The sequence below is a fragment of the Chlorobium sp. KB01 genome, from assembly GCF_001975465.1.
In the GTDB taxonomy this organism is placed as follows: domain Bacteria; phylum Bacteroidota; class Chlorobiia; order Chlorobiales; family Chlorobiaceae; genus Chlorobium.
Window position 1 is genome coordinate 1 of sequence record NZ_MPJE01000024.1, and the last position, 16,815, is coordinate 16,815.

Sequence of the window (16,815 nt, forward strand, 5' to 3'; positions counted from 1 at the left end):
CAAATTAGCGGGACTTGCCCTCCCTTTTTTTATTGCCCTCGTGAATAATTCAGGTTAAGATGTTTTTTCAGGTTCCCCTGTAAAAAAGCGCCCAAAAGCTGTGGCGATACAACAAAATTATACACCGGGGCACCCAGGATAACAATATCAAACTCCTTGACAAAACTGTAATCCGCAGTAGCTATGCACTTCGCTTTTTCAACATAAAGACCGGATTCGGCAAGGAGCTGACCGATGGAATCAATCAACACTTCAGTTGAACCCCCTTGGGTTTTACTGTCGTACAAGATAACGGCTTTCATTATTTCCGGATTAAGATACGATTTTAAGTAAATAAAAAGTATTTTTTACCTATAAAAGGAGTAATACTCCCGGCAAGAGTTACAGTCATTGAACGAATAATAACAGACTCCTCCCGTAAATCAAATAAAACCAGCATAAAAGAATAACCTGCTGATACCTGGCGACTGTGCCTGAGTATCTTTTTCCATTTGTTCAGCAGCAGAAAATGTATTAAATTATAAAAAATAAAAAATCCCGTAAAAGAGGGTTAAACTGTTTCAGTTATATAACTTCTCAATAAACCTAAATCATAACCCACTATGTCAAACGGAACAAGCAACGATTTGTCTGGAGCTATCACCAATCTGATGGATACGCTCGGCAAACTTGGCCAGCAGCAGGTTGAAATGCTCAACAGCGGCATCAAAACCTCATCCCAAATGATTGAGCCACTTGGCAAAACAGCTACCGATCTTGCCGGTAACGTGCTGAACACAGTCAATCAGGTACTGCAGAGCGTCTCTTCAGCTCTTGCTCCGAAAAAGTAAGCACCTTTTCTTTTCTGAAGCACCTTATACCTCAAGGGATAAGGTGCTTTTTTTTTGTCCTGCTGCAGGGTGCGCCTGTTCAGGTATCCGGTTTTTGCCGACCCTTGCCGGCACAAGACATTCTTATACGCTCCAGAATGAATACCGAGCACCATATACGGGGCTTTTACAGCCCGGAAGATCGAAATCAGCTTCATATCACCCCGATACAGGGCGATGCCTCCACCCGGCGCTATTACCGGGTCTCGGGTCCGAAAGGCAGCGCAATCGCCTGCTGCGACCCCCTGCTTCGCGAAACGAACCCTGACGACTACCCGTTCCTGATTGTGTACGACCTCCTGCGCCGCAATGACCTGCCGGTTCCGGAAGTCATTGCCGTCAATGCCGGAGAGGGCCTTCTGCTGATCGAGGACTGCGGAACGGTGCAGCTGCAGGACCTCGTCGCCATGGACAGAGAGCGCCTCTCCGCGGAGATATACCGGGAGGTGATCGATACGCTTGCCGGAATTCAGTCCATAACCGGCGATCCCCGTCGGCTGCCATTCAGGCTCAGCTTCGACAGGGAAAAACTGATGTTTGAATTCGATTTTTTCATCGAACACGCCCTGTTCGGTTATTTCGGGGCGGATTTCGACAGCAGCAAAGCCGGAGAGCTTCGCTGCGAGTTCGAATCCATAACTGAAATCCTCGTCCAGCCGGAGCATTTCGTACTCAATCATCGCGACTTTCACAGCCGCAACATCATGGTCCGTAACGGAATGCCCGTTATCATAGATTTTCAGGATGCACGCATGGGGCTGCCGCAGTACGATGCCGTCTCGCTCATCCGCGACTCCTATGTCGTACTCGAACAGTCCCTTGCCGACGAACTGTTTCAATCCACGCGCCCGCGCGGGGCGCGACAGCACCCGCGAAACACACTCCAGATTGTCTGGAGTTTCAATCCACGCGCCCGCGCGGGGCGCGACCCGCCATGCTCTCCCTCGATCTCTCCGATATCCTGTTTCAATCCACGCGCCCGCGCGGGGCGCGACGGTGATAGCTGAAGCCGAATTCTTCATGCTTTTGTTTCAATCCACGCGCCCGCGCGGGGCGCGACGGAGGGTCAAAAGAGGCAATTGGTGAGGTAATCCGTTTCAATCCACGCGCCCGCGCGGGGCGCGACTGAGGAGTTGGAGAATGCAATTGCTCGCAAAATTGTTTCAATCCACGCGCCCGCGCGGGGCGCGACAGAGCTTGGACTCTTGAAGATCGACATTCTTGGTTTGTTTCAATCCACGCGCCCGCGCGGGGCGCGACCCAATTCGGCATTTCCACGTACAACTGTCAAAGAGTTTCAATCCACGCGCCCGCGCGGGGCGCGACAAGAGGAAAACGCTCTTGATCTTCTTCGTGAGTTGTTTCAATCCACGCGCCCGCGCGGGGCGCGACTAGCATGATCAAATACACTGCACGGGTTTTTGCCGTTTCAATCCACGCGCCCGCGCGGGGCGCGACATTGCCAAGTCCGGTTTCCACTTTGATAAACAGGGGTTTCAATCCACGCGCCCGCGCGGGGCGCGACAATAAAAGCAAATTAATTTTTCACTTTTTCAAAGTTTCAATCCACGCGCCCGCGCGGGGCGCGACATACCGTGAGAAAAGAGTTTACTACAACTACACGTTTCAATCCACGCGCCCGCGCGGGGCGCGACGTTTCGCTTCAGGTGTACAAATTGTTGTACACCTGTTTCAATCCACGCGCCCGCGCGGGGCGCGACATGGGTGGACGGCAAGCAAGAACTCAGCGCATATGTTTCAATCCACGCGCCCGCGCGGGGCGCGACGCGCAAAATGCGACCGTCTTTTTGCCTTTTGCGCGTTTCAATCCACGCGCCCGCGCGGGGCGCGACAAAGGATCATGTACACCCCTGTATCAAAATCACGGTTTCAATCCACGCGCCCGCGCGGGGCGCGACGCTGAAACCGGTTGTCGTAATCAAGCTGCTCAAGTTTCAATCCACGCGCCCGCGCGGGGCGCGACCAACCGGAGAGTGATGGTAACCGACAAGGAAACTGTTTCAATCCACGCGCCCGCGCGGGGCGCGACCACTCCTTTTCTTACCGCATGCTTTTCACGGTCTGTTTCAATCCACGCGCCCGCGCGGGGCGCGACACTGTCGGGAGCCCAAGCGATGCGTTTCTCGGGTCGTTTCAATCCACGCGCCCGCGCGGGGCGCGACCGCCATAGGTTGCGGTCTCACCGGTGTACTCGAGTTTCAATCCACGCGCCCGCGCGGGGCGCGACAGCGCTGCTTTTGCTGCTACTGTCGTAACGTTTGTTTCAATCCACGCGCCCGCGCGGGGCGCGACAGCAATGGCGATTAAGCTTGCCCGCTTGACCGGCGTTTCAATCCACGCGCCCGCGCGGGGCGCGAAACTTTATTAGAGGACTATCTGACAATATTGAAAGTTTCAATCCACGCGCCCGCGCGGGGCGCGATTGTAGTTGCAGATTCACAGACAATTAAACCCCAGTTTCAATCCACGCGCCCGCGCGGGGCGCGAACCGCTCCCCCGCGCTTCAGGTACATCCCCATCGGTTTCAATCCACGCGCCCGCGCGGGGCGCGAAGTCTATCTTTGTAATCAGGTATTTCGTGGTCTCAACGTCGAATAAACGCGAACCACTCTTTATGTCAAACAACATTTTACGAAAACCTGACAAGAGAATCTATAAGTTTATAATTATTTGATAGTTACATCAATCGCGAACGAGGGCGTTTTTTAGGTACAGCTTTACGTTCGCGCATTACAAAATCAACGGACCTTCGAGATCACGGGGCTCTTTTGCTCCTTCGTGTTCAATATGATTCTGCCAGTTTGACCCAAGAAAGTAAAAGCGAAGGCTATCGAATTTATGATCCATCTCATGAACCAGCTTTCCCCGTAATTTTGTCCATTGTGCCGGATCGACATTACATTCAAAAACAGAAAACTGAACCCGTTGGCCATAGTTCTGACAGGTCTTTGCAATGCGCCGCAATCTTCGTCGTCCTGCCGGAGTTTCAGTATTGACATCATAGGTTACAAGCACAAGCATAGTTTACCTCCAGACAAATGGCGGATAGGCTTCGATATCTCCCCGGATGTGCCGGGCAAGAAGCATGGCCTGCATATGCCACAGTAAACCAATGGCCATTTTTTCCTTGACGAATGGATGCTCTATCTCTTCCTGCTTCCGGTTTTGATAAGCCGTTAAAACTGTTTTCCGGGCATCATCTTTCAGAAGCACTGCTCCGGTTTCAGAGACTGTAAAATCTTTTGATTGAATCTGACCTCGATTGATAAGCGACAGAACCAGACGATCTGCAATGTAGGATCGGAACTCTTCAAGCAAGTCAAGAGCAAGGCTTGGTCGTCCTGGCCTGTCTTTATGTAAAAATCCGGCGGCAGGGTCAAGCCCGCATGACTCAAGCGCCGAGCGGATATCATGGGTAAGCAGTGTATAGAGAAAGGAGAGCAGGCAATTAACCCTGTCAAGGGGCGGACGACGGTTCCGACCGGTAAAACGAAGTAACGGGTCAGGAGATGTGATACACTCGTTGAATACCTCAAAATATATCCTGGCTGCATCCCCTTCAATCCCCCTGATCCGCTCCTGATCGGTTTCATTCTGTAACCGCTTTATGCAACCGGCAAGAAGATGCTGGGCATTTTTGAGAAGTGCACCATCTACTTTTTCTGGATGATCTCTCAGGGTTCGAGCCAGGGTTACCCGAGCATTGCCGATTTTTCCGATTACAAATGAACGGGCAAGAGCAGCAGTCTGCATGTAGTTATCAGCCATCCGGTACTGGGTTCTGCGCAGCAAAATATTACCGCGTATCGGCCCCTGCATCTGGCAAAGAAATCTTCCATATTCGGTCAAAAATGTGACAGTTACTCCTATCTCTGCGCAGTGACCCATTAAAAACGGACTGCATGAAACCTGACCGAAACACATAATGCCATCAAGCATATGCAACGGCAACCTTACTTTTTCATCCCTGTCAACTTTTATAACAGCACACTCCCCTTCTTTTGAGAGGTATGTGCCCTGTGTTGTGACAAACAGTGTGTTGAGATGTTTTTTCAAATCTCCTCCTCAGAGAGTGTCTGTACCAGTTTATTCAGGTATATCTTTGCTGACCGGCCATGGACAATCACATCCGGCATGCACTCTTCCCTGAGCGAACAGAGTTTGCATTTTGGCCCCGGATCAGGTGGAGGCGTTACTCCATTCCGAAAAAGTTCATGCACTCCGGTCGCCGCAAGCATTGTTTTTTCTCGCAAATCCGCATCGAACTCAACATCATACCGGTGTTTTGTCTGACCATAAAAGAGTGCACCGGCAGGAATCAGAATACCAAGCATCTCTTCAAGGCAGACTGCCTGGGCACAAAGCTGGATTTTATCAGCATCGTGCTTTTTCGGTTTTCCCCGCTTGTACTCAACCGGAAACGGCTCTTCGTGATCATTCCGCTTATGCCACTCGACAACGTCAGCCATACCGGAAACCCCAAGTACAGAGCTGCGTAACGCCTCGCTTCTCGTGATACGCACACCGGTTCGGTACGAAGTTTTGCCATCGTCTACCCGTTCATGCATCTCCCGACCTTCGGCAGTGTAGCCATTCTCACTCCAAATCTGCTCCAGATGGATCAACGCACACTGCCGGGGGCAATAGACAAAATGCTGCAATGCCGACAGCATCACGAAATCGGATTCGGAGTACAGGACTTCTATGTTATCCTTCTCAGCCAAGTTTTCGTATCAAATTGACTTCGCCAAGATTATCAGCATTTACCTTGACTTCATAATCCTCAAATGAACGGGCAGGGCCAGTCATTGTATTTTTACGATCCACAGTAATCCTGTCAAACAAACTGTACGCAGGTGCGTTGCCAAGTGCCGTACTATGCTCAAAAACATACAAACCACGAGTTGCCATCATTCCTCGTGCTGCAGAACGATCATGCTCAAACATGTTAAGAAGTGAGTCCCAGAAAAGATTAAGATCATCTTCAGAAAATCCGGTCTGGTTTGCCAGATGAGCAGAAACAAAACCATGTGACCTGTAAAGGCCATAAGGAACGGTATATTTACGACCCATCGTCCTGTTGTCACCGCTTTGTTTTTCTGCCTCGGCTTCCGTCGCGACAGCCATTCTGGTAATGCTGTGCTCCAAGGCAACTATCGGGTCAATAGAACGAGCAAAAGTTATCTGAACTGGCCCGCGAACCTGCCCCGCATTTTTACCAGTACTCATCACGGCACCAAATGTCCGAATGTCATAATATTTTGAACACATCCATTTTCGAGCCGCCTCTGTCTTCTCTCCCTTCTCTTTCGATTTGACAGCTTCTTGTTCGTGGGCTTCATCAATCAGCGTATTGAGTACCCCCTTTTCTTTGATAAAGATATCTTGACCCGAAAGCTGCACATAATTCCGAACTTTTCTTTTCAGGCATACGTCAGTCACCAGACCCATCCCTGTCTCAGCATCCATACGAGGGAGATTACCGGCATCAGGGTCTCCGTTGGGGTTGCCGTCTTTTACATCAAACAACAGAACGAAGTCATACCTTTTAGTGAGATTACTCATAGTGATCACCCCTCTTGTTTGTTTTCATTGTTTGAAGAACTTGAAAATAATGCCTGCCGCTGATGGTAATACCCGATGGCAAATCGCGATTGATCTTCCATAGCTAAATGAGAAGGCATTACAGATCCGATACCATCAAAAATCTCCGTCAGCATTCGCTCAAAATTGATCTTTCTGCCTACATTCTCAAGTTTTGCAAGATGATGGTTTTTAAGCTTCAATAACTGAGGAAAAACCGTAACCGGTGATGAAGAAGCTGCACCATAGAAGCGATCACGAATCGTTGCATTCAAACCTGGATTTGCCTCTTCCTGAATCTTTTCAAGCACGGCAAAGAGACGTCCGAGACGATAACCCGGATTATTATTGGCAGTATCAAGAGCCACAATGATCTCCTTTTCTTTGGTTGTATGAATTCGATAATAACGATTGAGATAAGCTTTCAGAATACCAGCTTGCATTCTGGAAACATCCCTTGTAGCACGAATACGACGAATAGTTTGCTGAAGCATACTTGTAGGATAGAGTGAACCTGTCAGTACAGCCTGAACGATTTGACCCGATAGATTAGGTGGAACATTATCGACCTTGTTTTCCAAAGCCATAGCCGAAAGAATCCAGAACAAAGCGTAACGTCCGGTATCCTTTGGTGAACGAATGATGTTAAGGTCATCAAAATGTCGCCGAATTTTTTCCGCAAAGTCTTGCACTTCGCCTTCATTCCAGAATCTTACAGAAATACGGGCCGCGTTTGGAGCGAGCCCGAGAACATAAAATCTCGTTTGAGAATCACTGCCTGTGCGCCCTGTAAACACACCGTCATAAAGTGCTTTGACAGCACGAACATCAGCATCAGGATCATCTTTTGGCGGGAGTGCAAAAAATGACTGGAATATGTCCTCAAACCCTGTTTTCTTTTGCGCCCAAAATACTGTTGTCGCATCACCAACTTGCACCTTGTTCTTCGAATCTTTGGCGAGTAACACATTTAAGGCTGTGGTATAAGCAAAAGCTCCAGACTCGCCGATCGGTGCATTGTAATTCTGGGTTTTTCCATATGACTCAAAAGCTTTCAGATTAAATGACACCAAAGCGGCTCCTGATGATTGTGCATCACGAACGCCTTTTATTGATGCATTAAGTCGTGCTATTGGTTCTTTTTCCCCTGACACAAGGCAAATTCCCCCACGTTCAACTTCAGATTTCTTTGTGGTGTAGCGCTTCATTGTCTCGCAAAGACTTGCATCCGGCGACCCCAAATACCTGAATATGATATTGGCATTATTTTCAAACGCTTCTTCCCAAATCGCTTTTGATACCCCTTTAGACGTAATCTGTGCTATGGGATCGTTTTGAAGGAAAGTCAAAAGAGGAACAACAAGCAAAGTTGAGGCTTCATCTGCAAAAGCCTCTTTTATTCGGGTTAAAAAGGCCTCTTGTCGAGTAACGATATCATTTCGGTTGCGGGGATTCGCACCGAGTGAATATTCGACATTATCCCAAAGCAAGTTTGCTTTTACTCCTACTGTTTTTTTCTCTGCTGCAGGTACTAAAAACGGTTTTGCCTTTTTCTTTTTCCCATCACTTTCACGAGTATCTTCAAGCGTCACAAAATGCCCATCTTCATCGATGACAATCACAAAAGGAATTTCTTTCCACTCAAATCCTTCCGGAGCAATGTTACTTTCCGGGTCAGCGGCCTTGCGCTGATAGTATTCGTAGAGAGCTTGCAGGATCATTTTCTCACCTCTTCACTTCCCCATGCGGGCACAGTTATTATCCCCTTTTCCATGAAAACCCTGAAAAATGCCGGTGTTGGATTTTCCTGATCGTTGAAGTCATGATCATAGAGCATGAATCCAAGATCGCGGGTCTCATGAACAGAATCAGGCTCATTTTGCAGGTCATCAATCAGTCGAAAATCACAACTGAATTCACGACAACCGAGATAGGGCTGGTTAAAGCACTGACCCTTGCGAGCCCGACGCTCAAACATGGCGTTGTATTTTCCGGGGTTCTCATCTTTTTGCCATAAATCCTGTTCGTCTTCCTCGTACAAGTATTCAGGTAATGGCCGGATAACTTTCGTTCTTGCTGGAGGAGGAATAAACTCAAGCTCGGCATGAATGCGATATGCAACATCCTTCAGAAAAAGTCCTGCTCGTTGTTGGCGGTTATCTTCTATAAAAATACCGGAACTCCTTTCGCTGGCTACGGAACCAACTTCGTTGCGACGAACTGAAACCCATTTGATTGGATTTAAAACCTCAATTTTCAGAATATTCCATTTGATTGCAGGTTTCCAGAAAATCGCCTCAAAGATGGCACGTGCTGCCGATGGAGTAATCACATCATAGCTGACTCGCTCAACCTTCATCTCCGGTCTTGTAAAACAGGCATAATCGCCTTTGACTTCAAGACAAAATATTTTATTGATGTATTCCATTGTATCAATGCCTTTTTATTCAGTTACCAGTACAAATTCGGCGTTGCCTTGACATCAAGGCCGAATACCGGGTCATACAAATTCTTGTCAGTCTGCACCCAGATGCCATTTACGTCTTCAATCATCCCGTTTTTTCGCAATTCCTGTAAATCACGGTCATAGACGTTGACTGAAAAGCGCTGCAATTTCCTCATTAAACCTCTACTTGGTCCGGCAAAACGCAGTTGATCGATCAATTTTTCGTTATTGATGGCGCCTGATTGATATCGGACAACAAGACCGTGTTGTTGAGCATCATCAATGAGCTTGAAGTGAAGCGCTGCCGTACGAAACTGAATCTTGAAATGCCTGGAATCAGGCCCGGCAAGAAGATCCACGATGTGCTTTTTGTCAAAATCATTCAACCTGTTAAAGTACAAGTGAAAATACTTTCGAAAGGCTTCCGGCATCAATGAAGCGGCAAGTTCGGGATAAACGCGGAACATCTCCTGACCTGCCTGCTCTGCTTTCAGCATCATTCCTGCGGGTGGTGGTTTTGGCGGATTAAAAATAAAAACCTGGCCTTTATCCAGGCGGCCTTCGCGGTTGCACCGACCGGCAGCCTGTGCTATGCTGTCGAGCCCGGTAAATGCCCTGAAAACAATAGGGAAGTCAATATCTACACCTGCTTCGAGCAGTTGAGTACTGATAACACGAACAGGTATGTTCTCTTTTAGTTTAAATTTTATTTCCGCAATAATCAGACTGCGATGTTCAGGGCACATCAAGGCAGATAGATGAACCGTTCCTTCCGGCATAAGAGCATGCAACTCACGACAGTCATTCCGGGTATTGACAATACACAACACCTGTTGATATCGGTGGAGCTGTTCAGCAACAGTTGGCCACTCCTGACGTTCATCTGAACTGCCAAGCATCTGAATATCTACCCGCTGAAAAACCCTGAACAGATTTTCAGGATCAGTCATCAATTCCCTAACGCTGCCTTCACTGAATCCTTTTAACACATTCTGCCCTGAGCCGATTCTGCCTGATAGCACCGGCTGTGTTGCCGTACAAAGCACGACAGAGGTTTTAAAGTAATCTGCCAATACTTTTATAACTGATACGATTGGCTGAAGATATTCTGTAGGTAGCATCTGTGCTTCGTCAAGCACAATGACAGAATTAACAATATTATGCAGTTTTCGGCAGGCTGAGCTCTTGGAAGCAAAAAGGGACTCAAACAACTGGACATTAGTTGTAACTATAATCGGTGCATCCCAATTATCAACAGCATGATTTGCTTTTGAATTTTCTTTTTCAGGATCAAAATTACTGTGATGCTCAAGTACCGCGTCATTACCAAACACTTTTCGGTAAATCGCTGCCGTCTGTTCGATAATACTTGTGTAGGGTATGGCAATAATAATGCGCTTTTTGCCGTACCTTATTGCATGATTAAGGGCAAAAGCCATAGATGAAAGGGTTTTGCCTCCACCGGTCGGAACGGTAAGCGAAAACAAACCCGATTCCAGCTCTGCCTTGTTTCGACAATCATCAAGAATCGCTTTCCTTGCTTCATTAACCGGACTCGTTTGCGCCTTTTCCTGCATCTCCTTCATAAAAAGGTCAAAAACATCCTTGAGACCCTCAAGCGTGCATGCACTTGTACGACTGTCGGTCTTGTCCGGATTCATAAATGCTTCGGTATCAAGAAAATCAGCATCAACCAGACAGGAATAGAGCATTCTCAACCACACATGCACAGCATCATAGTCTTTGAAGGCAGTGTTGCATGGTCTCGAAGATGGTAATGATACATCAAGAATTTCCTGAGGTGGATTTCCATTCAATGCTTTCTGAAGATTCTCGACAGAACTTAAGCGGTCTGAAAGAGCTCCACCAACACCCGCTTCGTGTTCCCAATCCGGTAATCCCGCATGATGGCCCGCAATGAGGTAAGCAAGAATTTTCCCAACCCCTGCGTTTTTCTGGACAGCATGAATGGCGCCAGCCGCAGAGTGATCAATCTTGCCCATTTTCCTCCTCGGAATAGTCCCCGTTGCTTCTGCGAATATATTCCTGCCACTGAGGATTGTATTTCCCGAGATCATGTAAAAGACCGGCAGCCCTTAGCCAATCACCATTACCGAATTCATCAGCAAATCGGGCGGCTCGTTCGGCAACATGGATGAGATGATCTTTCAGGTCATGGACCTCCCATGAACCATCTGGATTTGGCCGAAGATGGGCAACTGCTTTATGGTGAAGTGAAGGCATAAGAATGATCGTCGTGAATCAATGATGCCAGTTTGAACCGCAGAACAGAATCAAATTGTGCAAAAGGGATAAAAAATCACCTGCTCGCAATTCAGGCTGATCACACTTCCTATTTACAAAATATTCACACCAAGCGCAAGAAATGGCTTGCGTTACCGGCTTGCATGGCTTGCCCACCGGCTTTCGACCCTTCACGATGCCGTGTGTGTTAGGGGACGTTCACAACAAACCACACAAAAACGCCAACAGCAATCATCCGTGGAATCAAATGAGGGGACGGTATTCACCGGTAACAGTTACAGAAGCACTAACCGCATAGCACAGAGATGCCTCCCTTCGGTTCGGCATGACACCCTGAGGTGATTTTGCATGCTGAATGCCGGATTTTGAGTATAGCCCCTCAGGGACGATCATGATTTTCTGTATTTACCCGACAATTCCCGAGCCGAATCGAGTTGATGTTGGGAGCAGAGGGCGGGACGGTATTCAGGCCGCCTTCCGGGACGACATTCATTCCTTTCAGAAACCAGTGCACTCCCACCTATACTCCATCCTGTGAATGTTGCGGGATATATCATTATTTTATCCGGATCGAACAAACTGCCGTTTCAAATACAGTAATCACTCTTCTCTTTCATGACGGAATCTCCCGGAATCTTTGAACCTGCGCATATCGGAAAGATGAACTGCTTCCTTCACGGCATTGAGGATTTCCGCATAGAACGCGACGATACGCTTGCCAATCCGCCCTGCTCCATCAAGCAGTGGGATCGAAGCGCCTGGGCTACTTATCCATTTGAGCGGAACATTTATGGTACCCCGTCACAGGGACGTGCTGATTATGCTTTCTGGAAGCACATTTTCAAGCGTATGAACACCAGCTCAGGTCGTTGTACCATTCTTTTTCCCCACGGCATTCTCTTCCGCAACGAAGAGTCAGTCATGCGCGAAAAGCTGATAGCTCATGATGTCAATGCGCATATTGAGCGCATTGACGAAGCCTGTCAGATATTTTCCGATGAAGATGGTTTTTCGCATGTGGCAAGAAATGATGAAATTCGTAAGAGAGAAAGCAATCTCAGTATTCCCCTCTATATACGAACGACAAATATTCAACAGATGACGCTATCTGAAGCTCCTGACACTTACGCTCATGAGACTCTGAATCATGCAGCGACTGCATGGCAGGAAAGTTCGATGGCTTTGCGAAAGTCAATGGATAGTCTTTTTGGTATATTTGAAAGCAATAACAGGAGTGGAAGATGAAGGGAAAGAAAAAACTCATCATCATGGTCTCTTCAACGGTGTATGGCATTGAAGAGCTTCTTGATCGCATCTATACCCTTCTGACCAGTTACGGTTACGAAGTCTGGATGTCTCATAAAGGCACCGTACCTGTTTTATCCAGCCGCACAGCTTTTGACAACTGCCTTGCTGCTGTTGAAAAATGTAACCTCTTTTTGGGTATTATTACCACACGCTACGGAAGTGGTCAGGATGAGCAAGATCCACAAAGCCTTTCCATTACCCATCAGGAGATTCGCAAAGCCATTGAAATGAACAAAAACCGCTGGCTTTTGGCTCATGACCATGTTGTTTTTGCATGGTCACTGTTAAAAAACCTCCAGTATAATGGAAAAGCTGGCAGGGAAATACTTACGCTCAGAAAAAGTGATATCATGGATGACCTTAGAGTGCTTGACCTTTATGAGGAAGCTATAGCTCATGGTATTCCCTTGCCAGAACGGCAAGGCAACTGGGTTCAGAAATATCGGAACGTTGAAGAGAGTTCGCTCTTTGTCACCTCACAGTTTTCCCGATATCAGGAGGTGGAGATGTTTATTGAGGAGAACTTCAAAAATGGATTTTCCCTGTTTGATGAAGGAGGTCAATCATGAATCAGCACAAGATTCGGAAACTGCTGCTTCTTGGTGAAAGTCAGCGTATCGAATACAAAGCATCGGCAAAAAGCTCTCTTGTAGGACGGGATGTCTGCGGCTTTCTCAACTCGGGAGGAGGCTATGTGGTATGCGGTGTTGATGATAATGGCAATATTAGCGGTGTTGATAACGATAGCCTTGAGATGCTGGAAAAACAGATTCATGAGAAACTGTCACCAAAAGCTCTTGTATCTGTTGAAATGTACATACTGGAAAATAAACCGGTTTTTGTGCTCGAAGTACCATCCGGAAAAGATCTGCCTTACGCATTCCAGGACACGATATATGTTCGTTCCGGTTCAACCACAAAAAAAGCCGATGTTGAAACCATCCGTGACATGGTAATGCGCCGTCAAATTGAACCCGAACGATGGGAACGACGCTTTTCAATGGCCGAACTAAACTCCGATCTTGACCGAGCAGAGGTTTCGGCAACCATACGTGATGCCCAAAAGGTTCATCGGGCTTTTTTCCGAAATACTGAAAATCTGGTTGACGTGCTTGAAGATCTTTCTTTGGCGCGCTATGGTCGCCTTACGCAAGGAGGCGATGTGCTTTTTGCCAGCAATCCGGCTCTTCGTTTTCCTCAGCTCCGTGTTCGTGCAATCTGTTACCAGTCAGATAAAACCGGGGATACCTTTTCTGACATGAAATCGCTGGAAGGCCCACTGCACAAGGTATTTGAGCAAGCTTTTGCATTTATTGTCCGTAATACACAAACACGATCTCATTTCAGAAAAGGAACCACGCAACGGGAAGACATTCCCGTTTATCCTGAATTTGCTGTTCGTGAAGCACTCATCAACGCATTTGCACATCGTGATTACAGCGCGCCGTCGGGAGGAATAGATATCCATGTTTATCCTCATCACATGGATATCCGGAACTCAGGAACTCTGCCCGATGGAGTAACGATAGAATCGCTTTCCAAACCCCACATCTCGGTGCTCAGAAACCCGGATATCGCACATGTGCTTTATTTGCGAGGCTTTATGGAAAAAGCTGGCCGTGGAATTAGTCAGATCATCAAGGAGTGCAATGAAGCCGGGCTGCCCGCTCCAACATGGATATCAAGTGACAACATCGGCGTAACGATTACCTTTACAGCCCCCCAGGCTACCACCCAAGCTACCCCCCAGGCTACCCCCCAGGCTACCCCCCAGGCTTTGAGACTTGTAGCGCTGCTTGATCATGAAAAGAGTGCCACTGAACTGATGGAAGCCTTGCATATCAAAGACCGCAAACACTTCCGAGATGCGTTCCTGCAACCATCTCTGAATGGTAACTTTGTAGAGATGACAATTCCCGAAAAACCGAGCAGCCCTCTCCAAAAATACCGCATGACTGAAACGGGGCGGATAGCGTTCAAAATAAGCCGTGCGCAGCAGCAAGGCTGATGCGAAAGCTGCGCAAATGAGGGGGCCGGTAACAGTTACACAAGCACTAACCGCATTGCACAGAGATGCCTCCTTGCAGTTCGGCATGACACCTTGAGGTGATTTTGCATACTGAATGCCGGATTTTGAATGGAACAATAGAAAAAGAGTAAACGATCAGGTTACTGTACCCAGTTCTCTATCTGCAGAGCAGGAACACGGATAAACTCTTTGCTGTTGTTGGTAACCAGAATCAGGCCTTCGCTGCGGGCGTGAGCGGCGATATGAAGATCATTAACCCCGATTGTCTGACCCGTTTTTGCAAGGGTTGCACGTATAGCTCCATAATGCCATGATGCATCAGGGCCATATGGCAAAACCTCAAGCCTGCTACAAAAATCTTCAATCACCGAAAGATTCGCACTCACATTGCTGCTCTTTTCCGCACCATAACAGAGTTCGGACAATGTAATTGCCGAGATGGCCATTCGCTCTGCGTTTCTGTTGAACACCTCCAATACTTCGATTGGACGACGCTTAAGAGTATAAATGACTATGTTGGTATCAAGAAGATAGCGCAGCATTACAATGCTTCCCGTTCTGATTGTTCCTGATCGTCACGTTCCTCCATAAAATCATCCGTCACCTTTTGCGTGCCCAGGAAAAAACTCTCCCACGACTGGCCGGCAGGAGCTATTATCCGTTCATTGCCTTTTACCCTGATCGTTACCTTTTTAACATTTTCCGGTAATCGAACATCAACAGGTAATCGGACTGCCTGAGAGCGATTATTGATAAATACGGTAGTTGTAGTCATTTTTGCCTCATGAGTCAATGGATATACTCAGAGTATATAGCAAATAATCACCACAAAGGCAATCGTCATTCAAACGAGCTCGGCGGTCCAGGTTATTTTGCATCCGGAGCCGCGAAGCATGGAGGCGACGCTGCAGTACTTCTCCATGGAGGGCCGCATTCCGGAACAACATTCATTCCTTTCAGAAACCAGTGCACTCCCACCTATGCTCCATCCTGTGAATGTTGCGGGATATATCATTATTTTACCCGGACAAAACAGAATGTCTCCTTCAAAAGCAATCTTCACTCTTCTCTTTCATGACGGAATCTCCCGGAATCTTTGAACCTGCGCATATCGGCGGCATAGCCCTTCGCAACCGTTTTATCCGTTCGGCGACGCATGAGGGCATGGCCGATGCTGAGGGTGCTCCGCTGGAGTCGCTTGAAAAGCTCTACCTCCGCCTCGCACGGGGCGGCGCCGGCGCTATTGTGACCGGATATGCGGGAGTAAATCCGCAGGGCAGGTGCAGTTTCCCCGGAATGCTGATGATGCATAGCGATGCGCTGGTCCCCGCTTACCGGAGGCTCGTTGAGGCGGTGCATCGTGAAGGGGTGCCGATAATCATGCAGCTTGCCCATTGCGGTGCTCAAACCCGTTCGGCTGTCACCGGTACGAGAACAGTTGCTCCCTCGCCGGTACGGGACCGGTATTTCAGCGAAGAGCTGCCTATGGAGCTGACAGAGGATGGAATCAGGGAGATCATCAATGCATTTATTAATGCTGCTGTGAGAGCGCAGACCACAGGTTTCGACGGGGTGCAGTTGCATCTGGCGCACGGGTATCTGCTCGCGCAGTTTCTCTCCGGCTACACCAACCGACGGAGGGACCGCTGGGGCGGCTCTCCTGAGAACCGCTTCAGGATCGTTTCGGAGATTATGGCGGGCATCCGCCAAAAACTCGGAAATTATCCGGTGCTGGCAAAGATAAACGGTTATGACGACATGCCCGGCGGGATGAGACCGGAAGAGGCTGTAAAGGTCGCCTTGATGCTTGAGGCTTCCGGGTGCTGTGCTGTGGAAATCTCTTCCGGCACCATTGGCGAAGGACTGGCGATCATGAGAGGCCCCCGGATACCGACTGAGGCGCTCTTTGCTGCAAATTTCAGGCTGACATCCCTGCCTAAGCTGTTGCGGCCTGTGATTGCCCGAATCCTGCCGCTGATCACTCCGGCAAGCCCGAAACCATACCGTAACTACAACCTTGAGGCCGCCTCAACTATCAGAAAGGGTGTTTCGATACCGGTCATCGCCGTCGGTGGCATTCACACCCTCGAAGATGCCTCAAAGGCTATCGCGGATGGAGCCGCAGATTTCGTATCGATGTCGCGCCCCTTCATCAATGATCCCTCTATCGTGAAAAAGTTTGAGGATGGAAGCTGGAGTGCCTCGCGATGCACCATGTGCAACTATTGCGCAATCATGATCGAAAAAGAGCCCCTCCGTTGCTGGCATGGCCGGATACCCCAGAGGGTGTAACT

Annotated in this window: 15 protein-coding genes, 2 pseudogenes and 1 CRISPR repeat array; of the genes and pseudogenes, 6 read left to right on the forward strand and 11 right to left on the reverse strand. The window is 48.3% G+C overall.

Going from position 1 to position 16,815, the window contains the following annotated elements:
• Positions 1–56: 56 nt before the first annotated feature.
• Positions 57–302 (reverse strand): annotated as a pseudogene (locus tag BOO20_RS02205) (protochlorophyllide oxidoreductase); the annotation flags it as partial.
• 300 nt (positions 303–602) lie between these two features.
• On the opposite strand from BOO20_RS02205, the gene BOO20_RS02210 reads away from it, so the two are divergent.
• Both BOO20_RS02210 and BOO20_RS13305 read left to right on the forward strand, forming a co-directional pair.
• The gene (locus BOO20_RS02210) at positions 603–830 is read left to right on the forward strand and encodes a chlorosome envelope protein B (protein WP_076790109.1); all 228 of its coding nucleotides are present in this window, start codon (positions 603–605) and stop codon (positions 828–830) included.
• Positions 831–967: 137 nt separating this feature from the next.
• Positions 968–1,648 (forward strand): annotated as a pseudogene (locus tag BOO20_RS13305) (aminoglycoside phosphotransferase family protein); the annotation flags it as partial.
• A gap of 53 nt (positions 1,649–1,701) precedes the next feature.
• Positions 1,702–3,443: a CRISPR direct-repeat array (repeat unit 31 nt; unit sequence GTTTCAATCCACGCGCCCGCGCGGGGCGCGA).
• Positions 3,444–3,620: 177 nt separating this feature from the next.
• Here the strand turns inward: BOO20_RS13305 and cas2 are convergent.
• Genes cas2 through BOO20_RS02255 form a run of 8 tightly spaced genes read right to left on the reverse strand, consistent with a single transcriptional unit; the run spans position 3,621 to position 11,163 of the window.
• Positions 3,621–3,911, reverse strand: a complete 291-nt coding sequence (cas2, locus tag BOO20_RS02220; RefSeq protein ID WP_076790112.1) for a CRISPR-associated endonuclease Cas2 — start codon at positions 3,909–3,911, stop codon at positions 3,621–3,623.
• 3 nt (positions 3,912–3,914) lie between these two features.
• Positions 3,915–4,946 carry a type I-C CRISPR-associated endonuclease Cas1c gene (gene cas1c, locus BOO20_RS02225; RefSeq protein WP_076790114.1) on the reverse strand — a complete coding sequence of 344 codons (1,032 nt, stop codon included), beginning with the start codon at positions 4,944–4,946 and terminating at the stop codon, positions 3,915–3,917.
• Complete coding sequence (cas4, locus tag BOO20_RS02230; RefSeq protein ID WP_076790197.1) at positions 4,943–5,587, reverse strand: CRISPR-associated protein Cas4; 645 nt, start codon at positions 5,585–5,587, stop codon at positions 4,943–4,945. The genes cas1c and cas4 overlap by 4 nt, the downstream gene beginning before the upstream one ends.
• A 19-nt stretch (positions 5,588–5,606) precedes the next feature.
• Entirely contained in the window at positions 5,607–6,455 is an 849-nt protein-coding gene (gene cas7c / locus BOO20_RS02235) for a type I-C CRISPR-associated protein Cas7/Csd2 (RefSeq protein ID WP_076790118.1), read from the reverse strand.
• A 5-nt stretch (positions 6,456–6,460) separates the two neighbouring features.
• Positions 6,461–8,194, reverse strand: coding sequence for a type I-C CRISPR-associated protein Cas8c/Csd1 (cas8c, locus tag BOO20_RS02240; RefSeq protein ID WP_076790121.1), 1,734 nt, complete (start codon positions 8,192–8,194; stop codon positions 6,461–6,463).
• Positions 8,191–8,901 carry a type I-C CRISPR-associated protein Cas5c gene (gene cas5c, locus BOO20_RS02245; protein ID WP_076790124.1) on the reverse strand — a complete coding sequence of 237 codons (711 nt, stop codon included), beginning with the start codon at positions 8,899–8,901 and terminating at the stop codon, positions 8,191–8,193. Before cas5c ends, cas8c begins: the two co-directional genes overlap by 4 nt.
• Positions 8,902–8,924: 23 nt before the next feature.
• Positions 8,925–10,997, reverse strand: a complete 2,073-nt coding sequence (gene cas3 / locus BOO20_RS02250) for a CRISPR-associated helicase Cas3' (protein ID WP_368665416.1) — start codon at positions 10,995–10,997, stop codon at positions 8,925–8,927.
• Complete coding sequence (locus BOO20_RS02255; RefSeq protein ID WP_076790129.1) at positions 10,909–11,163, reverse strand: CRISPR-associated endonuclease Cas3''; 255 nt, start codon at positions 11,161–11,163, stop codon at positions 10,909–10,911. The genes cas3 and BOO20_RS02255 overlap by 89 nt, the downstream gene beginning before the upstream one ends.
• 636 nt (positions 11,164–11,799) lie before the next feature.
• On the opposite strand from BOO20_RS02255, the gene BOO20_RS02260 reads away from it, so the two are divergent.
• The 3 genes from BOO20_RS02260 to BOO20_RS02270 are packed head-to-tail and all read left to right on the forward strand — an operon-like array spanning position 11,800 to position 14,500.
• Positions 11,800–12,429, forward strand: a complete 630-nt coding sequence (locus tag BOO20_RS02260) for a class I SAM-dependent DNA methyltransferase (protein ID WP_076790132.1) — start codon at positions 11,800–11,802, stop codon at positions 12,427–12,429.
• A complete protein-coding gene (locus BOO20_RS02265; RefSeq protein WP_076790136.1) occupies positions 12,426–13,061 on the forward strand; it encodes a DUF4062 domain-containing protein in 636 nt (211 codons plus the stop codon). The genes BOO20_RS02260 and BOO20_RS02265 overlap by 4 nt, the downstream gene beginning before the upstream one ends.
• Positions 13,058–14,500 (forward strand): RNA-binding domain-containing protein, encoded by a 1,443-nt coding sequence (locus BOO20_RS02270; protein WP_076790139.1) that lies wholly within the window; start codon positions 13,058–13,060, stop codon positions 14,498–14,500. Before BOO20_RS02265 ends, BOO20_RS02270 begins: the two co-directional genes overlap by 4 nt.
• Before the next feature lie 161 nt (positions 14,501–14,661).
• Here BOO20_RS02270 and vapC read toward each other — a convergent pair whose 3' ends face one another.
• Together vapC and BOO20_RS02280 are read right to left on the reverse strand one after the other, a co-directional pair.
• On the reverse strand, positions 14,662–15,063 hold the full coding sequence (gene vapC, locus BOO20_RS02275; protein ID WP_076790141.1) for a tRNA(fMet)-specific endonuclease VapC: 402 nt from the start codon (positions 15,061–15,063) through the stop codon (positions 14,662–14,664).
• Positions 15,063–15,296: a type II toxin-antitoxin system VapB family antitoxin gene (locus tag BOO20_RS02280; protein WP_006365985.1), complete on the reverse strand. Its 234-nt coding sequence runs from the start codon at positions 15,294–15,296 to the stop codon at positions 15,063–15,065. The genes vapC and BOO20_RS02280 overlap by 1 nt, the downstream gene beginning before the upstream one ends.
• A gap of 299 nt (positions 15,297–15,595) precedes the next feature.
• On the opposite strand from BOO20_RS02280, the gene BOO20_RS02290 reads away from it, so the two are divergent.
• Entirely contained in the window at positions 15,596–16,813 is a 1,218-nt protein-coding gene (locus BOO20_RS02290; RefSeq protein WP_076790143.1) for an NADH:flavin oxidoreductase, read from the forward strand.
• Positions 16,814–16,815 lie beyond the last annotated feature (2 nt).